This window comes from Halobacillus massiliensis (genome assembly GCF_900166625.1).
In the GTDB taxonomy this organism is placed as follows: Bacteria; Bacillota; Bacilli; order Bacillales; family Halobacillaceae; genus Halobacillus_A; species Halobacillus_A massiliensis.
Window position 1 is genome coordinate 128,742 of the sequence record NZ_LT800499.1, and the last position, 25,917, is coordinate 154,658.

Consider the following 25,917-nt stretch of genomic DNA (forward strand, 5'->3'; position numbering starts at 1 on the left):
GAGATTTAATCTTTAAGGAGAGTCTAACTTATGGATAGTCAAGTTAATGAAAGTACTAAAGATAAACTTAATTCGGCATTAACCAAAATTACAAGTGAATATCTATCAGAAAAAAACACTCCGTTTAAATCTAATTTATTGGGGAAGTTTGTTCGTTCTGAGGTTCCAGCCATGATTAATTCCCTGGAATTTATCAGCCAATCCCGGTTTATTGTGAAAGGATCGGTGGGCCAAGGCAATTGGGCGCAGGTGCCTTGGATATCTATTTTAGATAAACACGTAACGACAAGCACACAGCGAGGCTACTATTTAGGGTACTTGTTTAGTGAAGACATGGAGAGGGTTTATCTAACGTTCACTCAAGGAATTACTGAATCTTCGAAGGAACAGATTAAGAACATTAGAGAAGATATTAGAAGAACGATTCAGACAGATCGTTATCCTACTTCGTTACCTATACATAAAGATAATACAATTAACCTCGGGAGCAGCTCGAAGGGGAAGGGTTATGAAGAGTCTGCAGCACTATATATTCAATATGATCCAAAATCTCTGCCTTCTGAAGCTGACCTGCAACAAGATTTAAAGTCAATGATTGATATATATGATTTCTACGTTCAAGTTCAAAGTGATCGTGTAAAAGAAAATGATACAGAAGATAACATAGAATGGTCTGATGAAAAAATTATAACTCACATTCACACTTATATAAGGAAGCAAGGCTTTTATTATGAGTTAGAAGATGTAAAAAATTTATTTCTCTCGCTTAAAACAAAGCCTTTTGTAATTTTATCTGGTATTTCTGGTACAGGAAAAACAAAAATCGTAGAGTTGTTTTCAGAAAGTTTAGGAGCAACAGAGGAAAATAAGCAATTTACCTTAATTCCTGTAAGGCCCGACTGGAGTGACGGTTCTGACCTTTTAGGCTACACAGATATCAAAGGGGAATTTCAGGAGGGTCCGTTAACCTCTGTTATTAAGGAAGCGACCTTAAACAAAGATCGTCCTTACTTTGTTGTGTTAGACGAAATGAACTTGGCACGTGTAGAGTATTACTTTAGTGATTTTTTAAGTGTAATGGAAAGCAGAAAATGGGTAGATGGAGAAGTTCAAACTTTCCCCATCATAAGTGAGAATCAAGTTGGGGAACGCTTAACGATCCCTCCTAATTTATTTATTATTGGGACGGTGAACATGGATGAAACTACTCATCCGTTTAGTAAAAAGGTGTTAGATCGTGCCAATACGATTGAATGTAATGACGTTCATTTAGATACCTTATCTTTTCTTGAAGAAGAGGGAGGGCGAGATGAACCGATATATCTTACAAATGAACGGTTGCAGTCTAAGTATCTTCGTTTGAAAGATGCTTATGTATCAAATAAAGAACTCGTTGGAAACGTAACAGAAGAACTAGTTAAGATCAACGAGCTTCTTAAGGCTATTCAAGCACAGGTTGGTTACCGCGTTCGTGATGAAATTTGCTTTTATACGATTTATAGTCGCTATATAATGTCTCAGGACGAAGCGTTAGACTTTCAATTTTATCAGAAGATTCTTCCGCGACTGACAGCTAGTCATGGCCAAGCCTTTCAGGTGTTGAAGAACTTATTTACTTATTTTACAAACTACACTTACGATGAGGATTTATCACAAGATCAGATCGAGGACATGCTTGATAAGGCGCGTTTTCCGAGAAGTGGTCAAAAGGTTTATGAGATGATCTTGCGAGGTGAGTTGGATGGATTTACTTCCTTCTGGAACAGCTGACGAGAGAGAATTAATAGAAATAGAGACGGATCTGTTTTCCCTATATATTAAGGGGAAACCTTATCACAGTCGTTATGAAAGTTTGAAACAATATAAGGCTATTCAGCCAAATGAATCCATGTACTTTTCAGCAACTGGGGAAGCTGTCGAGTCCGTGAGAGTCTTTGATGTTAATGAAGAAAAGCTCGTGGATCATACTACTGTGCCGCCTTTATTTTTTGAAAATGGGGTTTATCAACTCGTTGTAACACCTAAAAGTCATGCTTCGTTAGAATTTGAACATGAACATCCTGCCATAAGGAATGCGGTCAGTAGGGTGGGAAAGCATCCTCATCAACTCTTAATGGGTAATTTGTCCTTTACGAATGAAGTAGGTTACACCACCTTTTCTATTCTTAGAGAAGGGAAAAAGCAGTTGGAGGTTACCTTGGAGGTCTTTCCATCCAAGCTATCTTATAAGCAAGATTATCAGCAGCTGTTAGAAGAAGTGAATGAAGAAGTTTATAACCTAGCCTATCATTTCGTTAAGAAAACCTATTTAGGTGCTACCACCACGCATACAGCCGATTCCTCTTGGACAGAGTTTTATCGTTTAGTAATGAAATACTTTCAACAATTTGCTAAGGCTGTCTCCCAAATCGAAAATCAGCCTCACCATCAACTAAAGAGAGAACATCGCTTAGTGCGAGGAGACCAGCTAAAAAGGCAAGACACGGCTGGTTTAAAATATCTACGTAAACGTCCCGGTCTATTTGTGGAATCTACAAATGGTATGCCAATTCATGAAAAGAAGATGTTGCCTACAAAAGGGATAAACGTCCAAAAAGATCAAACCTATGACACACTGGAAAATTGCTTCGTCAAATGGATGATGGTTAGACTTTCTCATAAAATGAATTCATTGAGACGAAAGTTGGAAGAGGGTCGTACGCTTTATCAACAAAATCCTCACAACGATAAAATAAAACTAGTAAAAGATATAGAGTCTTCTTTACAAAGGAAGCTTGCTTCCTCCTTTTGGAGAGAAATAGGAAAGCTTGATCGATCTGTCATGACACTTGTGCTCCAAATGGCTCCAGGATATCGAGAGGCTTACCAAACCTATTTGACGCTATCTCGTGGCTTAGTTTTACATGGGGAGTTAGCGAGGATGTCAGTCAAAGATGTTTCTACACTCTATGAATATTGGACGTTTTTAAAATTAGGGCAGATACTAGCTTCTAAGTACAAGATGATCAGTCAAGATATCATTAAGGTCAAACGTGATGGTCTTTTTGTAACTTTGAATCAGTCGAAGGCCGCCAAAAGGGTCTTTCGTCATCCTCATACGAATGAAAAGATCACCTTACACTTCCAAAAGCATTCAGGAAAATTGCCGACGGTAAGGCAAAAACCTGATTCCATGTTAAGCATAGAAAAAGTAGGAAAAGATCACACGTACGAGTATGTTTTTGATGCCAAGTACCGAGTCGACTTTGCTGCAGAAGGAAGTTATTATGGACGGACTTATGGTAGTCCGGGTCCACTTGAGGAAGACATTAATACGATGCACCGCTACAGGGATGCAATAGTAGAAAGTAAAGCTAGCAACTATGAGCGTACTACTTTTGGTGCCTATGTGTTATTTCCGTGGGGTGGAGAACATGAATACGAAAAGCACTCCTTTTACAAAAGTATTCAAAAAGTAAATATAGGTGGCTTTCCTTTCTTGCCTCAATCAACCGCACTAGTGGAACGTTTCTTAGACCGATTAATCGAATGCTCTCCTAAACAATTACAAGAAGAAGGAATTCTGCCTAAAGGCACGCTTGAAGAATGGAGCTCTAGGATAGAAGAGAAAGTGTTGATCGTAAAGGTAGACAGTGAACAACAGTTACGAAACATTAACCAAACTGGTCACATGTTTATACCTGATTCATACTTTTGCAAGGGGTGGAAAGAAGCGAATTATATAGCCTTATATAAACCAAAAACTATCTTTGAAGATGAGGGGGGGATCTCTCAATACGCCAAAATAAGTGATTCAGTAGTAGATTATGAGCAAAGTGGAATCAGTCTTTACATGGATGCCTGGGAAAGGCTTAAACATTCGATAAAGCCAGTGGGCTATGGAATTAGTACTTCCACTTTAACTACTTTATCCAATTTGAAAGCATCCAAAGAATTACCTCAGCTCTATATGAAGAACTCTAGAGAGAAACAGGTATGGCTAGTGTTAAGGAGGTTTTCTAGGGAGATTCGTGTGGAACTTGATCATAAGGATATGGATAGTGTAAGGAAAGTTAAATCTTTTCAGTCACTAACTAATGGATTAACGGTAGAGGTGCACGAATCGGTTGTTAAGGTACGTTCAGATAAAAGTGAGTTGTCTTTTTCGTATGAAGATGTGATGCACAGCGTTAATAAAGTATTTAGGCAAATAGTGAATATTCTATCGATCCATGACTGAAATATCAGAATTTAAGAAAGGGCCTTTCCACTACGGAAGGTCCTTTATCTCTGAGTTAGATGATTAGGGATCTTTCCGATTTATTAGATTTAACTATTATCATAACTCCAATCTATATACTGCTTTGCCTTCTCAAAAACCTCATCTCTTGTTGTGGTAATCTCAAGATCCCCTGTACCATAGTGACCCTCTAACATCACGGCTAAATCCTGGCTCTAGGTCCACTTTTTTAAGCGTTATTTGTATTTATGAAATCCGCTACATCCTGTAAAAGCTCTCGTGGCTCTTCAGCGGTTTTTCTTCTATAATTTTTCATATCCTAGGCAAGGAAAATAATGACGCTGATACTATTAATATAGCAGCGGTCCTTAATCTTTTAAAAATAATTAAAATTTTATTAAATATAACGTCACCTCCCATCACCCTTCTTTCGATTATAGAAGTGAGGGGCATTATTATGCCCAAAAATAGTAGAGGAGAGATGACATGAATTACTTAAAAGAACTAAACGCGTTTTACGATCTTATCGAATTGGATTCCTTATCCGACGCTGCGATCAGCATGTGGCATACGCTCATGCTGATCAATAACAAACGGGGCTGGGAGAAGGAGTTTACGGTCCCTGCCTCAGCGATACTGACAAAATCAGGACTGACGGAGTCTTCCTTTAAACGAGCCAGAAAGGAATTAAAAGAAAAGGGCTATATCAAACACCGCTCCGCCGGACGCAATAAAGCTCCTTTCTACCAAATGATCTCCCGAGTCAAAACCTACCAGGGTGAAGATCTTCAAAATGCCACGACAAACCTCCAGGCAGCCCCATCTGCGAACACCCACGTGACCCCTCATGCGAACCACCCGACGGCCCCCGACACGGTCTCTTTATTTAAAAGAAAAGAAGCAAATGAAAATGAAAAAGTAGTATGCAGCGTGCCTGATTCCTGCCATGCCTTTTATGAACAGAATATCGGCATGCTGAGCCCGTTTATTGCGGAGCGGATCACGGTGTGGATCGAGGAAATGGGCGAAGAGCTTGTGAGTGAGTCGATGCGAATTGCAGTGGCTCAGGAGAAACGGCAGTTTCAGTATTGTGAAGGTGTCTTAAATCGCTGGCAGTCGCTGAAGGTTAAGACGCTTGATGATGTGCGGCGGGAAGAGAGGCAGTACCGCAAGGCTTCCACTTCTAAAGCAAACTCAGCGGATACAGCTTCCATTTTTGATGAACTTAGAAAGGCGGTGCAAGCATGACGTATGAAGAAGCGGTTGATGTATTGGAAGCGATGAGTCATTTGTATCCTGGCAGGTTTGAGGTCACGAAGCGCCGGGCCGAGATTTTCATTCCTCAACTGGAGAAGATGGTTTATGAGGGTGTGCTCGCAAAGCTGACGGATTATGCGCTCGATAATCCTTTTCCTCCAACGCTTTCTGACATTGCGGTCTATCCTCCAAAGGAAAATGAGTATTTAGCGAGGATGAAGCAGTGGGAGGAAGAGGCGGCAAAGGTGCCGCAGGAGACGAAGGCTCTTTTTCAAAAAAAGTTCGATGAGCTCGTAAGGAGGCTTTCTCAATGATTCACAATCAGGAAGCAGAACAGGCGGTGCTTGGCACGATTTTACTGGAGGGGGAGGTGATGAAGGATGTGACGCTCTCTCCCGAGCATTTTTACATACCGAATCATCAAATGATCTACGTGGCGATGCAAAGCATTTACAAGCGGCAGGAGCCGATCAATCTTGTGACCGTGACGACGGAGCTGAAGGAGAAGATTAACGTTGTGGGAGGCGTCAGCTACTTAAGCCAGCTCGTTGAGTCAATTCCAACCGTTGTGACTCTTAAACCTCACCAGCGCCTCGTCTATGATGCGTTTCGCAATCGCAAAACGAGAGAAGTGGCGGTTGACTACGTCAATAACCCGAGTGGGGTAGCTCTTGAAGATTTAATGATCAAGCTGGAGGAGTACCGCGAACTTGGGGTATCAAAGAAAAATCCTTCGACGTATGAAGCGTTAATGGAAATTGCACGTGAGATCGCGCACCCTCCAGAAGGGAATATGACCGGCTTCTCTACAGGCTATCACGACCTCGATCAAATGACAGGCGGCACCCAGAGAGGCGACTTAATCGTACTTGCCGCTCGGCCGTCGATGGGGAAAACGGCATTTGCCTTAAATATTGCCGCCAATCATTGCAAAGCAGGAAACAGTGTTCATCTTTTCAGCCTGGAAATGGGAATGAAATCACTTTTGCAGCGTCTCATTTCTTCAGAAGGCAAGATTAACGCGCAGAAGTGGCGGACTATGACCTTTTCGGAGAGAGATTACACCCGCACGATGGACGTGATTGGCGGCATGGCGCAGTGGCCGATCCATGTACATGAAAGCGAGCGGACGGTGAGTGATATTAGAGCCGTCGTCAGAGATACAGTAAAGAATGAGGAGAGCGACAGCCGGCCACTGATCATCATTGATTACCTGCAGCTTATGTCAGCGACTGGCAGAGCGGAGAACCGCAATATTGAAGTCGGCATGATTACGAGAGACCTAAAAATGTTGGCCCGTGAGCTGAATGTCCCTATCATGGTCTTGTCCCAGCTGTCCCGGGCGGTCGAGCAGCGTAAGGACAAGCGGCCTGTACTTTCCGATTTAAGAGAATCCGGCAATATCGAACAGGATGCCGACGTTATCGCCTTTTTGCACAGAGATGATTATTACAACTGGGATTCTGATGCAGGCGGCGAGGTCGAGCTGCTGTTAAGCAAGCAGCGGAATGGTCCGATTGGGACTGTTAGGCTGGAGTTTATGAAGGAGTATGGACGGTTTGAGGGAGTGGTTAGTCATCGCAAATCCTCTCCTGGCATTCTTTCTTTAGGTTAGGAAATCCTTCTTTCTCCCCGAGGCTGTTTACGGTAAATTCTTCTGGATCGACACTGGCAGAAAGTCAGATTCGCCATTTACTAGTCCCCCGGATCATCAAACCACTAATAGGCCCCCTGTAACCCGTTTGAATATTATAGTTGTTATGCAAAATTAAATTACATCCACTTAATAGTATGATGGATGCACTTTTTAAATTTTCCACCTTTTAGAAAACGATGTATGTTAAATTCTATTGTATATGATCGCTGGTCTTATAGCTTACATATATTAGGGTGAAAACAATCATCTCGGAAAGCTATATTGCTAAGGTCCTACTTAAAAGGTTTACAAGGAGGAATTTGATGAAAAGAATACTTTTAATAGCTTTTACCTTAACATTAGCTATCCTACTGCCACAATCTGTTTTGGCCAATGAATTATTACCTAATGAGCATGAGAATCCAAAATTCAAGGAGAATCCTAAAGGTGTAGAGGTCAACAAAGCCGCTGACCACACATTTACTACGCCATCTAACACTGATGGGATGGTTACCCCTTTTATGGATGAATGTGTATGTTCAGGAGGCAGTTATAGTGATCCAGTAGACCTAGATCCTAATAAATTGAATGTAGAAGGGATCCCGCTTGAGTATTCAATAGCTGATGGGGAGTTAGTCATATTAGAAAGAGGGGAGTACCATTATTACGTTCAAAGTGCTGAACAAGGTTACTTTAATTATGTAACAGGAAATATAGCTAAAACTGTAGCCAATGGCTATGGTACTTTCGTTTTAAGTAAGGGAATCAATAAAACTCCATATATTAATAAGATTTTTAACACAACAAGTAAAGAAACACTTCACAATTATGGTGGTTATGCTAAAACAGCTTCAAGTGCAATGATTCAGTATAAAACTCCCTTATGGGGAAGAATAGCCTCAGCTCCCGTGCCTGGTGTTGGTTCTAAAGAAGTCATCGTTTATATTAGTAAAACGGGAAATGATTACACATGGAATAACCGTGCTAGGTTTGTTGTAAATAGTGATAACTCTATTACTACATCAACATGGTACGTTGATTAAATCATTAAAGTTGGGTTACTCTGTTAAATGGAGGAATAGGGATGATTAACAAACCGTCGGATATACTATTTGTTTTTCTTGTTATTATCGTTTATTACATAATTAAAAATGCTTTGGACAAAAATCGAAAGGATAGAAAAATACTAACGCTTAAGGATGTTGGCCAATCATTGATTGTTACTCTTATCATTAGCGTTGTCTTTCTATTTATTAATATTTTTTAAGAAGGAATCCAAACAAGGACAATTCCAGAAGTCCTTGTTTGGATTTAAATTTTATCATTGCTTTATATATTCATGCGTTTCTCCTAAAGTATGGTTATAAAAAGTAAGTACATCTCCACTTACGGTTGCTGTGGCATTGATATCGCTCACAACAAACTCTATTTTATTCCCATTCACTGTATAGTAGCCCTGTACGTCTGGAGTATACATCGTACCGTCTTCATTAAAAGTGATGGAAGAGTTAAGTTCACTGCTGGTCCAAATGGTACCCGCTATCGATTCAGTCACTTCTGCTACATCTTGTTCTACACTAGGCTCGGGAGCAGGTTGGTCTTTAGAAAAAATCATACCTCCAACATCTAAAGTCTCCCCATCAACATACCCTTGAACTACACTACCGTCTGGGAGGGTTAGGTCTACTTGAGATTCAGTAACAGTGTATGAACCACCGTTAAATTCACTAGCATCGCTTATGTAGGCGAAAGAGCCGTCTTCAGCAAATTCATAGTAATCATTTGGCGAAGTAGGGTGGTACCATTGCCCTGCTATCGACACATTAGGAATCTCCTCAGTCTCTTGGACTGCTGCTTCCTCTGTTTCTGCATTGTCACCAAAAACCTTATAATCAACCAAAAGGGTGAAGTTATCTTTATTTGTTCCGCTTAAAACAGGAATGCTGTATCCACAAGAACCGGACCAATTCATTAAATCCTCGCTAGGAAGTGTTTCAGGATAAGGAGCAACGCAATTCTCTCCTACACTTAAGTCCCACGGCTGGTTAGTTTCAGCTGATAACTCATCAACAATTTCGTAGACTCCTTCTGCCCAGGCAACCAGTGAATCCATTTCTCCATTATCATACACGCCAAATATATCCCAGAGGTTTTCCTCTGATTGAGGGGCGGTTACGACAAGGGTATTATCTTCCAAGCCAATATTCCACTCTCCAGTGGCGATCCCTTGAGGCTCTATCTTCAGCTCGTTTAATTTACTTGTATAAAGAGCTAGTAGTTCTTCTTCAGATAACTCATCATCTTTTGTCTCTTCTTCTATTACTTCCTCTTCTTTTTTAGTTTCTTCTTCTTTCTCAACATCTTCTTTTGTTGAATCTTTTTCTGATTGATCCTTATTTTCCTCAGCAGCTTTTATTTCTACAGGTTTGCTTGATTCTGCTTGTCCGCCACACGCTGCTAAGAATAGAAGAACCAATAGTACGGTAATTCCTTTAATAACTTTCAATATAACCCCTCCTTTTTCCTTTTATATAAGCAATAAGTCCTTTATGAATTTAATTATAAGGTTAAAGATGCCTATATTTATGTCGAATAAGAAAGATTATGAAAATTAAATAATCGTTGCAAAACGACACCAATGTCGTTATAATAAAACTAACAAAAAGACATTCGTGTCGTTTTAAAGAGAGGGCCAGCATATGAAGCGTTTATTAAGTAACAAAGGGTACCTGACGTTAATGTCCGCGCAGGCGATTTCAAGCATCGGCGACTGGCTGAGTATTGTGGCCATTATTACGCTTGTCGGCTTAAAGTGGGAGGCGTCACCGTTTGAAGTATCGTTCGTCTTTCTCTGCCTGGCGGTGCCTATGGCATTGTTTGGTCCTGTGGCCGGTATGGTCGCTGACCGTTTCAGCCGTAAAGCGCTGATGATCATTTCTGATGTTGTCCGGGCGGCTTTAATTCTCGTGCTGACAATCGCTTCTTCGCTTTGGATGGTGTATGCGACCCTGCTGACGATCGGTATTTTTTCTGCGGTGTTCATTCCGGCGAAAAACGGGAAGCTGAAGGAGATTGTGCCACAGGAGGATATGAAAGGGGCAATGTCGATCACCTCGATGATCGATTCCTCTACAAAAATTCTCGGGCCGCTCATCAGTGGACTGCTTGTAACGATGGTGGGTGCCCAGCAGGTATTCATCATCGACTCAGCAACATTTCTCATATCCGCAGTGATTCTGCTGTTTATTCCGAATGCTATCTCCTTGGAATCTGAAGAAAGTGATGAGGGAGAGGGCTCATTTAAAAAGGAATTTGTGCTCGGGCTTTCTTTCCTGAAATCGAGCCGCTTCCTAATGACGGGCTTACTTCTCATGGGGCTCAGTCTTTTAATTCTCCAGTCCGCGGACTCGCAGCTGATCGTGCTGCTGCGTGAGCTGACAAATGCCTCGCCTGATTTGTTCGGTTATCTCGTTACAGGTTCTGGGATCGGCATGTTTTTAGCCGGGTTTCTTTTGGCGAAAAAGACGGACTATGTGCCATACCTGCTCATGCTGTTTGGCGTCTTTGGCATCGGGGCGAGCTTTGGTGTTATGGGGCTGCTGACACATTACGATCTCGGCTATTCGAGTCTATGGGCGCCGGGGCTTGGGTTTACTGCCGGTTTTTCAGCCAGTTTGATTCTCGTTCCGTTTCAGGCGACGGTTCAGGTGACCACACCTGTACATATGACAGGCCGGGTATTTGGAGTGATTAACAGCGTTCTGACGAGTGCTACGATTATCGGGCCGCTGCTTGGCGGATGGCTCGCTACAGTGATCGGTGTCATTCCTACCTTTACGATTACCGCTGGACTGCTTGTGCTTGTGGCCCTGATCGGCCGCTTAGCGAGACGAAAAGTAGAAGGAGGGGAAGCGCATGGCGCCAAGGGTAAGCGAGGAACACCTGAAGCAAAGACGAGCTGACATTATGGAAGCTGCGGTTCAAGTGTTTATACAACATGGCTATGAACATACGACGATGAAACATGTGATGGAGGCGGCAGGCGTGAGCCGAGGCGGTCTCTATCAGTACTTTTCCAATAAAGAGGATTTGTTTGAAGCGCTGCTTGAGGAGGATCTTACCGGGGAAGCGGGTGCCGCTCAGCGGCCTTTAGAGGAAGTGGATTCATACTGGAAATTGTTGATTCAGCTCATGTTTGGAGAAGATGGCCAGCCGGATAACAGAATGGATCCGCTGGCACCGTGTAAGCTGGAATTTTTCATTACCGGACGCCGGGATGAGCGCCGCAGGGCTTATGCAGAAAAGCGGTATCGCCTGGCGCTAAGCGTCTATATAGAAGTTCTAAAAGCCGGACAGAGATCCGGGGAATTCAGTGATCGTCATGACCCTGAGCTGATCGCCCGCTCCATCATCAGCTTCACGGATGGTCTTGGCCTCGATCACGCGATATTGCCGGAAGAGACGGTCAAGCTGAAGGAACAGTCGGTTTTGTTTGTGGAATATTTGAAATTGGCGTTGTCCTCCTCTTAAATGAGGGGGATTTTTTTATGGTCTCTATGAAGTAACTATATCTCACCTTAATAGAAATAGGCGGCAGAAGAGCTGATAAAATTCCAAGAGATTATCCTACGCATGGAAAAGACCTTCTCTTACAAAATAGAGAAGGTCCTGGTTATAATTACACTTCTTTGTTAAAAGATTTCCAGTAATGAATGGGGCGGATTTCAATTCCCCAGTCAAACTGTTCTCCTGCTTTTACTTGTATAGTTGGATGCAGGGCAGCTATTTGAATGGCCTCCTCCATGTCCTCTGCTTCTATAAGAAAGGCACTGCCGATTAACTCCTTCGTTTCTATAAAAGGTCCATCTGTAACATCCATCTTGCCATGCTTCCGTTGTAAATATTTGGACTCTTTATCTAGCCCGGAATCCAATTTTACTTGGCCACTGTCATAAAACTCTTCAAGGTGAGGGGGACATTCACTTAAAATAGCCTCAATCTCCTCCTCAGGGCGATCATCCATTTTTTGAGCATTGAAATAGCCAAAACAAAGAAATTGCATTCTATCATCTCCTTTATTATATGAATTTTGATTTTATTCTTTCTGCCAGGTTCTGTGTAAGTAAATACTTGAAACTCTTCATATGCTTTGCATAGGCGCCCAGCCGTTCTTAATGATTAATCATTCTTCAGTAATAATTCTTCTCTCCCCTCTATTTCTCCTTCTATTTAAACAACGAACTAAGCTTTATAATTTCGACATGTGAAACAGAATTTTTAAGATTTTTTATTTGTACTCCTCTAATATTTTTAATTATAAACCTAGGGCAGATAGTGATTTGTTTAGCCAAACGATTGTAAACTCTCTACCGTTATTGTTACTGATCGGCTGTTTACTGAGACGGAAGGGGGTTTTTTATGCCCTCTATGAATCAACGATTGTCCAAACGAATGAAGAAGCTTTTTCATACTATAAAAGGATAGGAGGTGAAAGTAAGATGAAACATCATCACAACTACGATCGAGAGCATTCGTGCGGCTGCAATCACTGCAGAAAACACAGGGGTATCCCTGTATGCCGGGAACTGGCTTATGTGACGAACACTGGGACGGAAGACTTGCCGGGAAATACAGTGACCGTTATCGATACAAAAACAGATCAATTGATCGATACAATTACAGTAGGGAATAACCCTATAGGAATTGAAATCACTCCAAATGGCCGGAAAGTGTACGTGGCTAATCAGTTGGACGGCACTGTGTCTGTCATTGATACCGTAAACCATATAGTTATTGATACTATCCCATTAGGAAATAATCCAGTTTCAATGAGAATTACTCCTGATGGTACGAGAGCCTATGTGACGCTTTCTGGTTCAAATACGGTAGCTGTTATTGATACAGAAACCAATACGGTTACGGATGCTATTCCTGTAGGAAGAGGGCCTTTAGGACAAGCGATAGGCAATACCCCTTTTGGCACGAGGGATTATGTGGGGAATTTTGAAGATGATACCGTTTCGGTTATTAATGCCAACCCTGACTCGCCGGCTTATAATACCGTTATTTTTACCATTGCAGTAGGAGATGGACCTTTGAAAGCAGATATGACGCCTGACGGTACGACCGTTTATGTATTGAATTACAATGGCAACAGTGTGTCAGCGATTGATACAGGAACCAACGCCGTAACATCCATACCGGTAGGAATTAGACCTATCGGTGTTGGCATCGGAAATACGCCTTTTGGGATGCGAGCCTATATTACGCACGAGACTTCACAGGACATTTACGTCATAGACGCTGATCCAACGTCTCCCTCTTTTAATTCAGTCGTCGATATCATTAAGAATGTAGGCAGCGAGCCTAGTGATGTCGACTTTACAGCTGACGGCCTGAAAGCCTATGTTCCAGATTACATGGGGAACAACGTGACGGTCATTGACACATCGACAAATAAGGTGATTCGTAAGATCAAAGCAGGTGCCTATCCTAATATCATTACGATTGGGAGAGTGTGCGGCTTCCCACATCATTGCTAAGTGTAGTCAGCTCCAGTTATCACAAAATGATGACGGGGGCTTTTTTTATAGTAAAAAGGTTAAAACCAGCGTCCAACTTCCTCAATTCCTCTGCATTTGTCTAAACCAGGTAGACTTCCTTTTCATAGACTATAAGATAGACGAATGATAGGGGGTGAAAGAGAAATGAGAATTGATCATAACAATGATCGGAAGCCTTCTTGCAGCTGTAATTACTGCAGAAAACACCGTCCAATCCCTGTGTGCCGGGAGCTCGCTTATATTACGAACACAGGTACGCAATCCTCGCCGGGAAATACAGTAACCGTCATTGATACAGAAACAGACCAGGTGATCGATACGATTACGGTAGGAACTTTACCATTAGGCATCGGAATCACGCCAAATGGCCGGAGAGTGTATGTGGCCAATCAACTAGACCGCACCGTCTCTGTGATTAATACAGCAGAAAATGTAGTGATTAATACCATTCCCTTAGACAATTATCCGATTTCCTTAGTAATTACGCCTGATGGCACGAGAGCGTATGTAACGCTTTCCAATGGGGAGGATACGGTGGCGGTTATTGATATAGAAACCAACACGGTTACAGAGACCATTCCTGTAGGAAGAGTGCCTTTAGGACAAGCGATAGGCAATACCCCTTTTGGTACAAGAGATTATGTAGCAAACTTTGAAGATGATACGGTTTCTGTTATTAACGTCAATCCTGACTCGCCGCCTTATAATACCGTTATTTTTACGATTCCAGTAGAAGACGGGCCGGAGGATGTAGTGATGACACCTGACGGGACGACCGTTTATGTTACGAATTACAATGCTAACAGTGTGTCTGCGATTGATACGGGAACCAATGCAGTGACAACCATACCGGTAGGCATCGGCCCTGTCGGCGCTGGTATCGGGAATACGCCTTTTGGGGTGAGAGCCTATATTACACACGAGACTTCACAGGACATTTACATCATAGACGCTGACCCGACTTCACCAGCCTTTAATACTGTCGTAGATATTATTAAAAAGGATGTAACAGGCCAGCCGAGTGATGCCGCTTTTACAGCGGACGGCTTAAAAGCCTATGTACCGACTTACAACGGAAACACCGTGCTGGTCATCGACACATCGAAGGATGAAGTGATCCGTACGATTAAAGCAGGTGATTTTCCTAATATTATTACGATTGGGAGAGTGTGCGGCTTCCCGCATCACTGTTAATCGCAGGCCGAACTCCGGTTATTAAAATAGTAAAAAGTTAAGAGCAGCGTCCAACTTCTTTATTTCCTCTGCAAGTGTCTAAACCAGGTAGACCTCCTTTTCATAGACTATAAGATCGACAAATGCTAGGAGGTGAATAGAGATGAGAAATCATGATAACCACGCTCAAGAGCCTTCGTGCAGCTGCCATCATTGTCGTAAACACACACGTATTCCTGTATGCCGTGAGCTCGCTTATGTGACCAATTCGGGGAGTGAAAGTTCTCCTGGGAATACCGTGTCTGTCATTGATACAGAAACAGACCGGGTGATTGATACAATTAAGGTAGGATCCCGCCCGACGGGAGTGGCGATTACGCCAAATGGCCGCAGAGTGTATGTTGTCAATCGCTTCGATAACAATGTCTCCGTCATTAATACAGCATCAGGCAAAGTGATTGATACAGTAGCTGTTGGGCTGGGTCCTTCAGCGGTTGTGATTACTCCTGACGGAACGAGAGCCTACGTGACGAATACGAGGGAGAATACGGTCTCGGTGATTGATGTTCCTAGTAATATCGTTACAGATACCATTCCTGTAGGAAACAATCCGCTGGGAGAAGCGGTTGGCAATACGCCGTTTGGTACGAGAGATTATGTAGCAAACCTGAATGACGATACCGTTTCCGTCATTAATGCCAACCCTGACTCGCCAGCTTATAATACCGTCATTTTTACTGTTCCTGTAGGGGATGGTCCCGTCGATGTGGCGATGACGCCTGACGGTACTACCGTGTATGTGACGAATGAAAATGCCAACAGCGTATCTGCGATTGATACTGGGACAAATGCGGTCGTAACCATTCCAGTAGGAACCACACCTAGCGGAATTGGCATCGGCCATACACCTTTTGGGGTGAGAGCGTATGTTACGAATGAGAACTCCGATGACATTTACATCATCGATGCAGACCCGACTTCACCAGCCTTTAATACTGTCGTTGATGTAATCACTAAGAATGTCGGAGACTCGCCAAGTGACGCAGCTTTTACCGCTGACGGCCTGAAAGCCTATGTGCCGAATAATCTGGATAACACCGTATCGGTCATCGATACATCGACAAATGAAGTAATCACCACGATTAAGGTCGGTGTGTATCCAAATATTATTGTGATAGGAAGAGTGTGCAGTGTCCCTCCTCACTGTTAAGCCTTCGGTGGAACTCCGGTTGTCCTCAAACGATGACGGGAGCTTTTTTACAGTCTTCATGAGTCTATACCGGTTCGGTCTCTTTTTCATAGACTATGAGGGAGATGAATAGTAGGAGGTGAATAGAGATGAGAATTCATCATAACGATGAACACGAAAATGCATGTGAAAAACAATGCCAGAACGAATGCCATACACACCGGCGTATTCCTGTATGCCGGGAGCTGGCTTATGTGACCAACTCGGGGAGTGATGATGCTCCTGGGCATACCGTGTCTGTCATCGATACAAAAACAGATCGAGTAATAGATACCATTAGAGTAGGGGCAGGGCCGCTTGGTGTGGCGATTACACCAAATGGAAGAAGAGTCTATGTAACGAATACGGAGGAGGGAACGGTCTCTGTTATTGATACTGCCGCCGGAATGGTGATCGATACGATCCCTGTAGGAAATGCTCCCATTTATGCAGCGGTGACCCCGGATGGTACAAGAGTTTATGTGACAAACTATACGGATGGTACGGCTTCCGTGATTGATACCGAAACCAACACGGTCACGAATACCATTTCAGTTGGAAACACACCTTTAGGACAAGCGATAGGCAATACCCCATTTGGCACGAGAAATTATGTAGCAAACCTGCAGGAAAATACGGTTACGGTGATTGACGCCAACCCTGACTCGCCCGCCTACAATACCATTATCCTCACCATTTCAGTAGGCACTGGGCCGGTGGAGTTAGTGATGACCCCGGACGGTACCACGGTTTATGTGACGAATGTAAATGATAATACCGTGTCTGCAATTGATACCGGAACCAACTCAGTGACGACGATCCCGGTAGGTGTTAGTCCTTCCGGCGCTGGAGTGGGCAATACCCCATTTGGAGTTCGGGCTTATATTACCAATGAAGGTTCTGATGAAATTTACGTCATAGACGCTGATCCCACGTCACCCGATTTTAATACTGTCGTTGATGTAATCGCAAAAAACGTAGGAGATTCGCCGAGTGATGTGGCTTTTACCGCTGACGGGCTCAAAGCCTATGTTCCGAATAACCTGGATAACACGGAGTCTGTCATTGATACATCGACGAATAAGGTGATCAGCACGATCAAAGTTGGTGTGTTTCCCAATTTAATAGCGATCGGGAGAGTGTGCGGTTTCACTCATCACTGTTAGATGAAAGCAAAAGCCCGGCTATTGTTAGAAACAGCCGGGTTTCTTTCTATGTAAAAAAGCGGACAAGCTCCGGCTCATCCGCCTGTGTCAGTCTTTTTTAAAATAATGGGGATACAGGCTTTGATGTGACTCCACCCATTGCTTCATCTCAACTATCATTTGTTCATAGCCTGGAACCTCAAAGGAAAAGTCCTTACGCTGGTTGATCAATGTTTTATCGATTTGGACGCTATTGCAAGGCGTAATTTCCACAGTGCTGTCTTTAAACGTTTTGTTGAAGAGGTGAAGCAGGTCATATTTGCTGATGCTATCATTATTTACGAGGTGATAAAGGCCTGTCAGGTTTTCTTCGGCTGCTTTTTCGATCGCTTTTGCCAGTGTTAATGTCGTCACACCGGTCCATATGGCACCGGTGTAACCGCGGATCGGTCCGGTTTGTTTCATAAACCAGTTGAATAAACCAATGCCGTTACTGCTTGGATCGGGTCCGATGATCGAATTTCTAAAGGTTAAGTGGCGGGGATGCTGAATTTCTCCAAGCGCCTTCGTTCGATCATAAAAAGTTTCCCCGTCAGGAAAGCTTTTCTCTCCGTAAGGTGCTGATTTTCCCGAGAAGACGCAGTCTGTACTCATATGGATCAGCTTCGTTTCGGAGTTTTCCAAAAGGTCTACGAGCATGTGGGGAAGGTAGCTGTTTACATAGACCGCACGGGCCCGATCCTGATCACAGGCTTCGTTTAAAACGCCGACCGCGTTAATAATGACATCATAGTCATTTTGTAAGAGTGCTTCCAGCAGCGGCTGATCCATCACGTCACCAATAATATTCTCTCCATAAGGCAAAGGTAGGCGGGAAAAGGTTGTGACATCATGCCCTTTATTCAGTAAGTACAATGAAATCGTGTGACCGGCCATGCCGGAAGCGCCAAGCACTAAAAATCTCACGTTCCTCGCCCTTTCCACTTGCGCAATTCTTCCTGAATATACGGAAGCTCCAGCAATTTTTCTTTAATTTCTTTTACGGAAAGAATTTGAGTGTTATTGGAATTGTATTCATTCGTTAACGTAATTTTCGGTGAGCCTTCCTCCAGGTATTTTCCGTAATTCAAATCACGGTTGTCGGCAGGTACTCGAAAGAAATTCCCTAAGTCAATGGCTTTGGCTGCTTCTTCTTTCGTCAGCAGCACCTCGAAAATTTTTTCCCCGTGGCGTGATCCGATAACTTCAATTTTGTTATCCGCATGAAATAGTTCTTTAACGGCCTGCGCTAAGTCTCCGATATATGAAGCGGGCGATTTCTGTACCATAATATCGCCGTTTTCCGCATGTTCGAAAGCGTACAGGACGAGATCGACCGCATCTTCAAGACTCATTAAGAAGCGTGTCATCTTAGGATCTGTAATGGTCAATGGTTTACCCGCTTTGATTTGCTCAATGAACAGGGGAATGACAGAGCCGCGGGAGGCCATCACATTTCCGTAACGGGTGCCGCAGATTAATGTCCGTTCCGGTGAGGAAAATCTCGCCTTGGCGATGAACGTTTTTTCCATTAAGGCTTTGGAGATGCCCATAGCGTTGATCGGGTATGCGGCTTTATCGGTGGAAAGGCAGATGATTTTCTTAACACCTGCATTCATCGCTGCACTTAATACATTATCGGTGCCGAGCACATTGGTCCTGACCGCTTCAATCGGGAAAAATTCGCAAGAGGGAACCTGCTTCAGGGCGGCCGCATGAAAAATATAATCGACTCCATGCATCGCATTGTTTAAGCTGTCGATGTTTCGGACATCGCCGATAAAGAACTTAATTTTGTCATTCTGATAGAGCATGCGCATATCATTTTGTTTCTTCTCATCTCTGGAAAAAATTCTAATTTCTTTTATATCGGTATTCAAAAATCGTTTGCAGACCATATTTCCAAAAGAACCCGTTCCCCCTGTAATGAGGATGGTTTTATCTTTAAACATTCGCTTTTTCTTCTCCCTTTCCTCCAGTCACAATCCCCTTAGCCGTAAATTGCTTTCTGAATTAAAACGGGGATAATTGTACCAGTAGGCAAATATGTTCGTATATTTGCACTTGGGTTTTTTATCTACTAATGCTCTATTAAAAAAGTAGTCTCCGTTTCTCACACCCAGGGGAAATCTAGCATCTCCTATAAAGCTTCTTCTTATAATTTTAAAAGCTCCCGGGGAAGTGTATCCATCTGTTTCCTTCTTTAGAAGCTGCCTCCCGGTTTTATCAATCATATTATAATAATAGATATCATAATCTCCATTGACCTGCGCCAATACCTCTCGAATTTCCGGCAGATACTTGTCATCACTATCAATGATCGCAATGTAATCTCCGGAAGCTTCCTCAATACAGCGATTGTAGGAGTAACTGGCACCCATATTTTTTTCATTGGTTAGTACCTTTAACTGAGGGCACGTTTTTTTGTATTCCTCTAGTATCTCTAACGTACAATCGGTAGACTTATCGTCACATATAATAATTTCAAAAGCATAATCTTTAGGAATGCTGTCTAACATCGTTTGAATCCACTCTGCACTGTTAAAAGCAGGACTTAAAAAACTTATTTTCAATAGAATATTCACTCCTTTTTCTTCGAATTTTTTTAGAACATAGATGTTAAGTAATATATGTCGTCTTTTCTTATAACGTTACGGCGGGTTAAGCCGCTGGGATGTCTTTTGGAAGGGTTGATCAGGTTGTTCTCTACTTTTGTCTTTTGCATAGGAGTCCTTTCGTCATGTCACACTTTTAGAGGGGGATAATATTGTATAGCGTGTGTGTTATGCCATTCTGAGAATGGGTGTGTAGAGGAAGAAAGGATTGAAGAATGTGGCAAACGTAAACTGGCATGAAGATTTTATCATTCATCTGGTGAAGGTTATTCGCCCGAAGGTCTATGTGGAACTGGGCATCCAGCGCTGTCTTCTGTTTAACCGGGTCATTGATCACGCAGAGAAACTTATAGGAGTGGACATCGACAAAATGGCCGGCAGCTATATGAGTGAATCTCCAAAGGCTCAATTTTTTCACGGACCGACAACGGAGTTCGCGAAAAAGCTGGAAGCTGATCCACTGGAGATTGATCTGCTTTTCATCGATGCGGATCATTCAAAAGAGGCGGTACTCGAGGATTTTAAAAATTATTTCCCGTTCGTTGCCCCGCACGGCTTAATCTTATTGCACGATGGGCATCCGGGATCTTCCAGGATGATGGATCCGTTGTATTGCGGAACAGCCTACCAGGCGATTGAAGAATTATCCAAACAAACCGATGCTTATGAAATGATGACCATTCCCGTAAGTCCGGGATTAACGCTGTGCCGAAAGCGTAAAGAACAATTATCGTGGCATGAAAAAAAGGAATAGAAAAAGGAGCCTGAACGGATGGGTAAACCGGTTCAGGCTCCTTTTTTTATCCTGCCGCATGCTTCGCTTCCAGCTCGTCTTTTCGTTCCAGCTTTTTGTAAATAATCGCAATCAATAAAGATGGAATCGTTGAGACGATCATGCCAAGAAAGGCATAGCCTGGCTGTATTTCATATAAATATCCACCGAAGATCGTAAAGACGGCGGTACTCCAGCTTAAGGCCAGTGCGGAGTAAATGCCCTGTGCTTTCGGGATTGCTTCTGGTGCAATATTTTTTATTAAGTATTGCATAAACGCGTAGTGTCCCATCGCAAACGAGCAGGCGTGCAGCACTTGCGAGATCGAGAAGACGGCCACATTTGGAAATGCAAAAACAAGAATCCAGCGTATCGTTGAACCAAGGGCTGCTAAAATCAGGAGTGCGCCTGGTGTAAAGTTGCGAAACGCTTTGTCCGCCATCATGAAAAAGATGATTTCTGCAGCCACAGCGATGTTAATGATAACACCGATTAAGTAGGTCGGTGCATTGATTTCCTGCAAGTAAATATAGCCGTAGTTATAATAGGAAGCATGAGCGGCCTGAAGCAAAATAACGATGATCAGGACGATGCCAAAGTGCTTCACTTGAAAGACCTTCAGCATGCCGCCTTTTTCGCTCTCCTCAACCTGTGGCTTTTCTGACAGCACATTCGGTGCGCGCAGAAGACCAAGGACGATAAAGATAAATAAGCTGACTAACAAAGCCCAGAGAATGGCTTCATCCCCAAACTGCCCGGTAAACAGGGTAAGAATCATTCCGCCGGCGACAAACCCGATCGATCCCCAGGAACGGCTCTTTCCATAATCACGCAGCTGCCTATGCTGTACGAGCACACCGGCTGCCGTATCTAATGCCGGCATTAACGTCGGATAGAAGAAGTGTAAAAATAAAACAACGACCATCAGGCTTATAAACGAATCCACTGGAATCGATAACAGCAGGGCAATAAACGTGCCGATCGCCATTACATTAATTAAGAGCTTGCTGCTGAATTTCTCAGAAAGCTGAGGGAAGGCAAATAAGGTGGACAAACCGCGAATCACAAGTCCTAAGCTCATAATTAAGCTTGCCTGTGCCACCGACATTCCCTTTGCATGGATCATCCATCCTGTAAAATAAGGGAGAAAAATCCCCCATGTTAAATAAAAACTAAAAAATTGTCTGCTCATCCAGCGGTGTGAATTCATTCTGTATTCCTCCAATGATTGCATCATATCAGGAAGAGACATACAATAATATGAGAAATCTCACAGTTTGGATGGATAAATATGAAAAAAATAAACAATCAAAAGCGGAAACACTATGTAAAAGAGCGGCCGATTGACCATTTGTTTTCATTTGATATAGAAGAATCTCTGGAAATCCTTGAGTATGAGCGCGATGAATGGATCATAAAGGAAGGCATGCGCCCCGACTATTTATTTTATGTGATCGAAGGCAGAGCGAAGATTTATGTCACCTATCAAAACGGAAAGAGCTCCCTGATTAATTTTATCAATGCCGACGAATACATCGGGGAAATGGAGCTCGTGAACGAAATTTACTATACAAAAGGGATCCAGGCTTCTACGAAAACGGTATGCTATGCGATTCCGCTCCAACGCTTTCGAGACACGCTGTTGGAGGATACAAAATTTTTGCGCGAGCTGACGAAGTTTTTAAGCATTAAAGCAAGCAGAATGGCTGAGAAGTATTCACAGAGCCTCTCCTTTCCACTCGAAAACCGGCTCGCTGACTTTATTCTGCAGACAGCGGATGGCCAAGTATATAAGGAAAAGCACGTCACCGTCTGTGATTTCCTCGGCGTTTCTTATCGCCACCTGCTGCACGTGTTGTCCCAGTTTTGTGAAAAGGGATATTTGCAGAAGGAAGGGCACGAGTATCGGATTAGGGAACGGGGGCGGCTGCTTGAACTGGCCGGGGTGTTGAAGAATGGGTAGTCGTCACTCTTCATTTTCTTTGTTTCATTTTTGGGGCAATATGGGTATAATATAGATAGAAAGCACATAATAAAAAAGGCTGCTGGCGGTAACCAGTAACCTTTGATGGACAGCAAAACTGCATAAAGTGCAGCGGCCTTGAGTCGTCAAGCGAAGGAAAAGTAACCTACCTAAACAACATCGGGCGGATGGTATAGGGGGTTACTTTTTTTGTTATTTTAAAATCACTTCAACAGCTTCTTCATCTGAAACTGAAACAACTCACTCTGCATCCCATATTCCCTTAAGAGCTCGCATTCCGGCTGGCTTGTGATTAAGTTGCTGAGCTGGATCCTCACACCAGTCCCCCTGGAACTTAAGCTATGTAAAATATTCTCGATGTGCTCCTTGCTTTCTTTATGGAGCACAAGCTGTCTAATGGAAACCATCTTCTGTCCGTTTTCTTTTTGAGACTCTGTGAAGAAAATATAGCCGATGTTTTCTCCCTCTGCGTACATATGATAAACGGTGCTGTTTTCATCCAGGCGATTCTGCCATGGCGTTAACTCATGTTCCTGATTTTTTAATTCTAAAGGGTCTGCTTTCTCAAAGGTGATTAATTCACCTTCGGCGGGAGCCTGGTTCAACTCGCCGACGATTAACTCGTTCATCATCGAAAAACCAAGGCCTTCGTAAAGCGCATAGGCACGGGCATTGCCTTTAATCACTTCAAGAAGGATATCATCACAGTTGTGATCAATGGCGGACTTTTGGGCGTGATCCATTAACGTTCGGGCGATGCTCTGCCTTCTAAATTCAGGGATGACGGCCATACCGCCTATCCATAACTGTTTGCGTTCTTTAAATGGCTGGATCCCGGCCAGCATTATGCCTGCATATCCTTCTTTTTCGGTCTTATAAACACAAGACAGCTCCCATGACAGGTGGAGGGATTCGATTCGGTCTTTGATCATTTTTTCCGTCATGTACATAGGGACAAAATAGTCGGAAAAGCCGAGATTCCACGTTCTTGTAGCTAGTGCTGTATCTGCGGATAGTAAAGGTTGTAGCATTTGAACACCTCGTCGATTATTTTATTTGTTTAAGAATTTTATTCATCATCAAAGCGGCTGTGCGCTGGCCGTAAAACTGGTTGATTGTTCCTGAAAAATAAAGGTCTGATGGTTCATGGTAAAAGGCAAACGCCCCGCTTTGGCCCCAGTGACCGATTAAACCGCCTCCCTTTAAATCCTTACTGGACATCGGCTGGCTCGTTAAGCCGACGCCGTAATAAAACACTCCCGGCCTAAAGAGAAGTTTCCAGTCCATTAGTTGTGAAAAATCCTCCTGTGGAAAGAAGCGGCCATTCATAAAGGCTTTAAGAAACGTCATCGTCTCTTTTGCTGTCGATACAATGCCGCCTTCTGATCCTACTGATGCCATATATTTCGGCAAATGGAGCTCATTGTTCTTTACATATAATGGTGCTGGCCGCAGATCAGTGGGATCATCATATACGTACGTTTCCTTTAAGTGCAGCGGCTCAAAAATATATTCTTTAAAAACCGTGGAAATATTTTCATTTGTGATCGTTTCAATCATCCTGCCGAGGAGACGGTAATTTGTATCAGAGTATTGGGCTTTTTGGCCGGGAGGGAATTTAGCTCTTCTCTTTTTAGCAGCATTCATCACTCGGTCAAAGTCCCAGCACTGGTCCTTCCCCTTTATTAACTCAGCAACAGCCGCTCCTGTAAAGTAATCGGGGATCCCGGAAGTATTGGCCATTAACTGCTTCACTGTAATCTCCTTTGAGTAATCGACTCCTTTTCTAACGTGTAACCCATCTAAAATATCTTGTGAAATGTACTTGGAAATTTTATCATTTAAATGCAAGCGGTTTTCAGATTTCAATTTCATCAGGACAGCAGTTACATACAATTTAGTGACACTTGCGATAAAATAGGGAGTATTCGCATTTAAATTCCCCGCTCCGCTTATCAACGATAAGGAATCATCGCCTTTTTCTATACATAGAACAGCTCCGAATATATTTTTCTTGGCAGCTGCCCTCGAAACCAGCTGATCCACATAGCTTTGATTGATTTCAGCCACTGCACGGCCTCCCGTTAAAAGAGATATACTTCTATTATAAAAAGGAATTGTGGGAATTCATAGATATATTAATCGAGAACCATTCACCAGAAGGAGGGAAAGGATATGGAACAGGACGTTGTATTAAAAATGGAAAATACAGGTAAAGTAGAAGGCGATAAAGTATGGTTTCGTCCCTTTGATTTCCAGCTTAAGCATGGGGAAGCGGCAGCGATCCAGTGTGATCATGTGACAGGAAAGCTGCTATTTCAGCTGCTGATCGGGCAGGAAGCGGCCTCCGGTACGATCGCTTACTTCAATGAAGCGAGCGCTCGCGAGCCAAAAAAATATCGTCATCGCATCGGTGTCGTTATGCATGAGGAAGGGCTATATGAGCGCTTAGCGCCTGCCGCTTACTTGAAGTTTTTTCAGACATTGTACGGAGCGGCTGGCGATATCGATGAGCTGTTACATAAAGTGAATCTCTACGGAGTGAGAGCAAAGCCGATTAAGCACCTCGACTATTCGCAGCGTAAGCGGCTGGCGTTTGCCAAAGCGCTCATTCATAATCCGGAGCTTGTTATTTTTGAAGAACCTGATCAGAATATCGACTTAGAAAGCAAGGTGATCCTGCGCGGGCTGGTGAGCGGCCTGAAGGAGCAGGGCAAAGCGGCGCTCATTATTACTAGCAATATGGAGAGTGCGGTTATTTTAACAAGTAACGTGTATCGCCTGAATGAAGCGGGTTTAAAGCAGATAGCGGTAGTCGATCAGTCAGAAATTTTAACGGAAGATGCTCTCACAGAGAATGGAGAAGCTGACACAAAGGAAAATCAGTCCTTTCAAGTACAGCTTGAGCGGATACCCGCTAAGGTGGAAGAAAAGATTATCCTGTTTGATCCAACAGAGATTGATTTTATTGAAAGCATGGATGGTACCGTGCATCTGCATGTGAAAGAGAATTCGTTTCCTTGCACGATTACTTTAAATCAGCTGACAGAAAGACTGGAGCCGTTTGGCTTTTTCCGTTGTCATCGTTCCTATATCGTAAACCTGCAAAAGGTGCGGGAAGTGATGACATGGACGCGAAACAGCTACAGCTTGATCCTCGATGATCATAATAAAAGTAATATTCCTTTATCGAAGGGTAAACTGCAGGATCTCAAAAAAGTGCTAAGAATGTAAAAATATTTCCCGGGAAATGTCGGGACAAGTCGTTATTTACTCCATTCAGCTT

At 43.1% G+C, this 25,917-nt stretch carries 23 protein-coding genes and 1 pseudogene; 16 read left to right on the top strand and 8 right to left on the bottom strand.

Annotated elements, in window-relative coordinates; translation table 11 throughout:
- The first annotated feature begins 30 nt into the window (after nucleotides 1-30).
- The 6 genes from B7E06_RS00830 (at nucleotide 31) to B7E06_RS00855 (ending at nucleotide 8,155) form a co-directional block, all read left to right on the top strand.
- Nucleotides 31-1,770 (top strand): MrcB family domain-containing protein, encoded by a 1,740-nt coding sequence (locus tag B7E06_RS00830; RefSeq protein WP_082232068.1) that lies wholly within the window; start codon nucleotides 31-33, stop codon nucleotides 1,768-1,770.
- Nucleotides 1,742-4,219: a restriction endonuclease-like protein gene (locus B7E06_RS00835; protein WP_082232069.1), complete on the top strand. Its 2,478-nt coding sequence runs from the start codon at nucleotides 1,742-1,744 to the stop codon at nucleotides 4,217-4,219. The genes B7E06_RS00830 and B7E06_RS00835 overlap by 29 nt, the downstream gene beginning before the upstream one ends.
- A gap of 486 nt (nucleotides 4,220-4,705) precedes the next feature.
- Nucleotides 4,706-5,467, top strand: coding sequence for a DnaD domain-containing protein (locus B7E06_RS00840; RefSeq protein ID WP_082232070.1), 762 nt, complete (start codon nucleotides 4,706-4,708; stop codon nucleotides 5,465-5,467).
- Nucleotides 5,464-5,790 (top strand): hypothetical protein, encoded by a 327-nt coding sequence (locus B7E06_RS00845; protein WP_082232071.1) that lies wholly within the window; start codon nucleotides 5,464-5,466, stop codon nucleotides 5,788-5,790. The genes B7E06_RS00840 and B7E06_RS00845 overlap by 4 nt, the downstream gene beginning before the upstream one ends.
- Nucleotides 5,787-7,091 carry a replicative DNA helicase gene (gene dnaB / locus B7E06_RS00850; protein ID WP_082232072.1) on the top strand — a complete coding sequence of 435 codons (1,305 nt, stop codon included), beginning with the start codon at nucleotides 5,787-5,789 and terminating at the stop codon, nucleotides 7,089-7,091. The genes B7E06_RS00845 and dnaB overlap by 4 nt, the downstream gene beginning before the upstream one ends.
- Nucleotides 7,092-7,435: 344 nt before the next feature.
- Complete coding sequence (locus B7E06_RS00855) at nucleotides 7,436-8,155, top strand: hypothetical protein (protein ID WP_082232073.1); 720 nt, start codon at nucleotides 7,436-7,438, stop codon at nucleotides 8,153-8,155.
- Between the two features lie 278 nt (nucleotides 8,156-8,433).
- On the opposite strand, the gene B7E06_RS00865 is transcribed toward B7E06_RS00855, so the two are convergent.
- Nucleotides 8,434-9,618, bottom strand: a complete 1,185-nt coding sequence (locus B7E06_RS00865) for a hypothetical protein (RefSeq protein WP_082232075.1) — start codon at nucleotides 9,616-9,618, stop codon at nucleotides 8,434-8,436.
- A 193-nt stretch (nucleotides 9,619-9,811) separates the two neighbouring features.
- On the opposite strand from B7E06_RS00865, the gene B7E06_RS00870 reads away from it, so the two are divergent.
- Both B7E06_RS00870 and B7E06_RS00875 read left to right on the top strand, forming a co-directional pair.
- Nucleotides 9,812-11,074, top strand: coding sequence for an MFS transporter (locus tag B7E06_RS00870; RefSeq protein WP_082232076.1), 1,263 nt, complete (start codon nucleotides 9,812-9,814; stop codon nucleotides 11,072-11,074).
- Nucleotides 11,028-11,642: a TetR/AcrR family transcriptional regulator gene (locus B7E06_RS00875; protein ID WP_082235854.1), complete on the top strand. Its 615-nt coding sequence runs from the start codon at nucleotides 11,028-11,030 to the stop codon at nucleotides 11,640-11,642. The genes B7E06_RS00870 and B7E06_RS00875 overlap by 47 nt, the downstream gene beginning before the upstream one ends.
- A gap of 148 nt (nucleotides 11,643-11,790) precedes the next feature.
- On the opposite strand, the gene B7E06_RS00880 is transcribed toward B7E06_RS00875, so the two are convergent.
- A complete protein-coding gene (locus tag B7E06_RS00880; protein ID WP_082232077.1) occupies nucleotides 11,791-12,174 on the bottom strand; it encodes a YciI family protein in 384 nt (127 codons plus the stop codon).
- Nucleotides 12,175-12,610: 436 nt separating this feature from the next.
- Here B7E06_RS00880 and B7E06_RS00885 point away from each other — a divergent pair, with 436 nt between their 5' ends.
- From B7E06_RS00885 to B7E06_RS00900, 5 genes and pseudogenes are all read left to right on the top strand, one after another.
- Nucleotides 12,611-13,654: a beta-propeller fold lactonase family protein gene (locus B7E06_RS00885; protein ID WP_082232078.1), complete on the top strand. Its 1,044-nt coding sequence runs from the start codon at nucleotides 12,611-12,613 to the stop codon at nucleotides 13,652-13,654.
- Nucleotides 13,655-13,819: 165 nt separating this feature from the next.
- Nucleotides 13,820-14,869 carry a YncE family protein gene (locus tag B7E06_RS00890; protein WP_179133910.1) on the top strand — a complete coding sequence of 350 codons (1,050 nt, stop codon included), beginning with the start codon at nucleotides 13,820-13,822 and terminating at the stop codon, nucleotides 14,867-14,869.
- A 232-nt stretch (nucleotides 14,870-15,101) separates the two neighbouring features.
- Nucleotides 15,102-15,479: pseudogene (locus tag B7E06_RS22365) on the top strand (YncE family protein); the annotation flags it as partial.
- Nucleotides 15,480-15,620: 141 nt separating this feature from the next.
- Entirely contained in the window at nucleotides 15,621-16,058 is a 438-nt protein-coding gene (locus tag B7E06_RS22370; RefSeq protein ID WP_425432218.1) for a YncE family protein, read from the top strand.
- A 128-nt stretch (nucleotides 16,059-16,186) separates the two neighbouring features.
- Nucleotides 16,187-17,242, top strand: a complete 1,056-nt coding sequence (locus B7E06_RS00900; protein ID WP_082232081.1) for a YVTN family beta-propeller repeat protein — start codon at nucleotides 16,187-16,189, stop codon at nucleotides 17,240-17,242.
- An 87-nt stretch (nucleotides 17,243-17,329) separates the two neighbouring features.
- On the opposite strand, the gene B7E06_RS00905 is transcribed toward B7E06_RS00900, so the two are convergent.
- The 3 genes from B7E06_RS00905 to B7E06_RS00915 are packed head-to-tail and all read right to left on the bottom strand — an operon-like array spanning nucleotide 17,330 to nucleotide 19,833.
- Nucleotides 17,330-18,187, bottom strand: coding sequence for an SDR family oxidoreductase (locus B7E06_RS00905; protein ID WP_082232082.1), 858 nt, complete (start codon nucleotides 18,185-18,187; stop codon nucleotides 17,330-17,332).
- Entirely contained in the window at nucleotides 18,184-19,212 is a 1,029-nt protein-coding gene (locus B7E06_RS00910; protein ID WP_082232083.1) for a polysaccharide biosynthesis protein, read from the bottom strand. Before B7E06_RS00910 ends, B7E06_RS00905 begins: the two co-directional genes overlap by 4 nt.
- Before the next feature lie 27 nt (nucleotides 19,213-19,239).
- Nucleotides 19,240-19,833 (bottom strand): glycosyltransferase family 2 protein, encoded by a 594-nt coding sequence (locus B7E06_RS00915; RefSeq protein ID WP_082232084.1) that lies wholly within the window; start codon nucleotides 19,831-19,833, stop codon nucleotides 19,240-19,242.
- A 259-nt stretch (nucleotides 19,834-20,092) separates the two neighbouring features.
- Between B7E06_RS00915 and B7E06_RS00920 the strand changes: the two genes are divergently transcribed.
- Complete coding sequence (locus B7E06_RS00920; protein WP_143414538.1) at nucleotides 20,093-20,629, top strand: class I SAM-dependent methyltransferase; 537 nt, start codon at nucleotides 20,093-20,095, stop codon at nucleotides 20,627-20,629.
- A 46-nt stretch (nucleotides 20,630-20,675) separates the two neighbouring features.
- On the opposite strand, the gene B7E06_RS00925 is transcribed toward B7E06_RS00920, so the two are convergent.
- Nucleotides 20,676-21,857, bottom strand: coding sequence for an MFS transporter (locus B7E06_RS00925; protein WP_082232085.1), 1,182 nt, complete (start codon nucleotides 21,855-21,857; stop codon nucleotides 20,676-20,678).
- A gap of 81 nt (nucleotides 21,858-21,938) precedes the next feature.
- Here B7E06_RS00925 and yeiL point away from each other — a divergent pair, with 81 nt between their 5' ends.
- Nucleotides 21,939-22,610 (top strand): transcriptional regulator YeiL, encoded by a 672-nt coding sequence (gene yeiL / locus B7E06_RS00930; RefSeq protein ID WP_082232086.1) that lies wholly within the window; start codon nucleotides 21,939-21,941, stop codon nucleotides 22,608-22,610.
- 224 nt (nucleotides 22,611-22,834) lie between these two features.
- On the opposite strand, the gene B7E06_RS00935 is transcribed toward yeiL, so the two are convergent.
- Nucleotides 22,835-23,662 carry a GNAT family N-acetyltransferase gene (locus B7E06_RS00935; RefSeq protein WP_082232087.1) on the bottom strand — a complete coding sequence of 276 codons (828 nt, stop codon included), beginning with the start codon at nucleotides 23,660-23,662 and terminating at the stop codon, nucleotides 22,835-22,837.
- Nucleotides 23,663-23,678: 16 nt separating this feature from the next.
- Entirely contained in the window at nucleotides 23,679-24,701 is a 1,023-nt protein-coding gene (locus B7E06_RS00940; RefSeq protein ID WP_082232088.1) for a serine hydrolase domain-containing protein, read from the bottom strand.
- 105 nt (nucleotides 24,702-24,806) lie between these two features.
- Here B7E06_RS00940 and B7E06_RS00945 point away from each other — a divergent pair, with 105 nt between their 5' ends.
- The gene (locus tag B7E06_RS00945; RefSeq protein WP_082232089.1) at nucleotides 24,807-25,865 is read left to right on the top strand and encodes a LytTR family transcriptional regulator DNA-binding domain-containing protein; all 1,059 of its coding nucleotides are present in this window, start codon (nucleotides 24,807-24,809) and stop codon (nucleotides 25,863-25,865) included.
- The last annotated feature ends 52 nt before the right edge of the window (nucleotides 25,866-25,917 follow it).

What these genes read in the sequence shown, in the direction of transcription:
- B7E06_RS00835 (WP_082232069.1), top strand. Translation starts at nt 1,742, where the DNA reads ATGGATTTACTTCCTTCTGGAACAGCTGACGAGAGAGAATTAATAGAA.
- B7E06_RS00945 (WP_082232089.1), top strand. Translation starts at nt 24,807, where the DNA reads ATGGAACAGGACGTTGTATTAAAAATGGAAAATACAGGTAAAGTAGAA.
- B7E06_RS22370 (WP_425432218.1), top strand. Translation starts at nt 15,621, where the DNA reads ATGACGCCTGACGGTACTACCGTGTATGTGACGAATGAAAATGCCAAC.
- B7E06_RS00855 (WP_082232073.1), top strand. Translation starts at nt 7,436, where the DNA reads ATGAAAAGAATACTTTTAATAGCTTTTACCTTAACATTAGCTATCCTA.
- B7E06_RS00880 (WP_082232077.1), bottom strand. Translation starts at nt 12,174, where the DNA reads ATGCAATTTCTTTGTTTTGGCTATTTCAATGCTCAAAAAATGGATGAT.
- yeiL (WP_082232086.1), top strand. Translation starts at nt 21,939, where the DNA reads ATGAAAAAAATAAACAATCAAAAGCGGAAACACTATGTAAAAGAGCGG.
- B7E06_RS00845 (WP_082232071.1), top strand. Translation starts at nt 5,464, where the DNA reads ATGACGTATGAAGAAGCGGTTGATGTATTGGAAGCGATGAGTCATTTG.
- dnaB (WP_082232072.1), top strand. Translation starts at nt 5,787, where the DNA reads ATGATTCACAATCAGGAAGCAGAACAGGCGGTGCTTGGCACGATTTTA.
- B7E06_RS00935 (WP_082232087.1), bottom strand. Translation starts at nt 23,662, where the DNA reads ATGCTACAACCTTTACTATCCGCAGATACAGCACTAGCTACAAGAACG.
- B7E06_RS00910 (WP_082232083.1), bottom strand. Translation starts at nt 19,212, where the DNA reads ATGTTTAAAGATAAAACCATCCTCATTACAGGGGGAACGGGTTCTTTT.
- B7E06_RS00840 (WP_082232070.1), top strand. Translation starts at nt 4,706, where the DNA reads ATGAATTACTTAAAAGAACTAAACGCGTTTTACGATCTTATCGAATTG.
- B7E06_RS00885 (WP_082232078.1), top strand. Translation starts at nt 12,611, where the DNA reads ATGAAACATCATCACAACTACGATCGAGAGCATTCGTGCGGCTGCAAT.
- B7E06_RS00890 (WP_179133910.1), top strand. Translation starts at nt 13,820, where the DNA reads ATGAGAATTGATCATAACAATGATCGGAAGCCTTCTTGCAGCTGTAAT.
- B7E06_RS00830 (WP_082232068.1), top strand. Translation starts at nt 31, where the DNA reads ATGGATAGTCAAGTTAATGAAAGTACTAAAGATAAACTTAATTCGGCA.
- B7E06_RS00925 (WP_082232085.1), bottom strand. Translation starts at nt 21,857, where the DNA reads ATGAATTCACACCGCTGGATGAGCAGACAATTTTTTAGTTTTTATTTA.
- B7E06_RS00875 (WP_082235854.1), top strand. Translation starts at nt 11,028, where the DNA reads ATGGCGCCAAGGGTAAGCGAGGAACACCTGAAGCAAAGACGAGCTGAC.
- B7E06_RS00900 (WP_082232081.1), top strand. Translation starts at nt 16,187, where the DNA reads ATGAGAATTCATCATAACGATGAACACGAAAATGCATGTGAAAAACAA.
- B7E06_RS00870 (WP_082232076.1), top strand. Translation starts at nt 9,812, where the DNA reads ATGAAGCGTTTATTAAGTAACAAAGGGTACCTGACGTTAATGTCCGCG.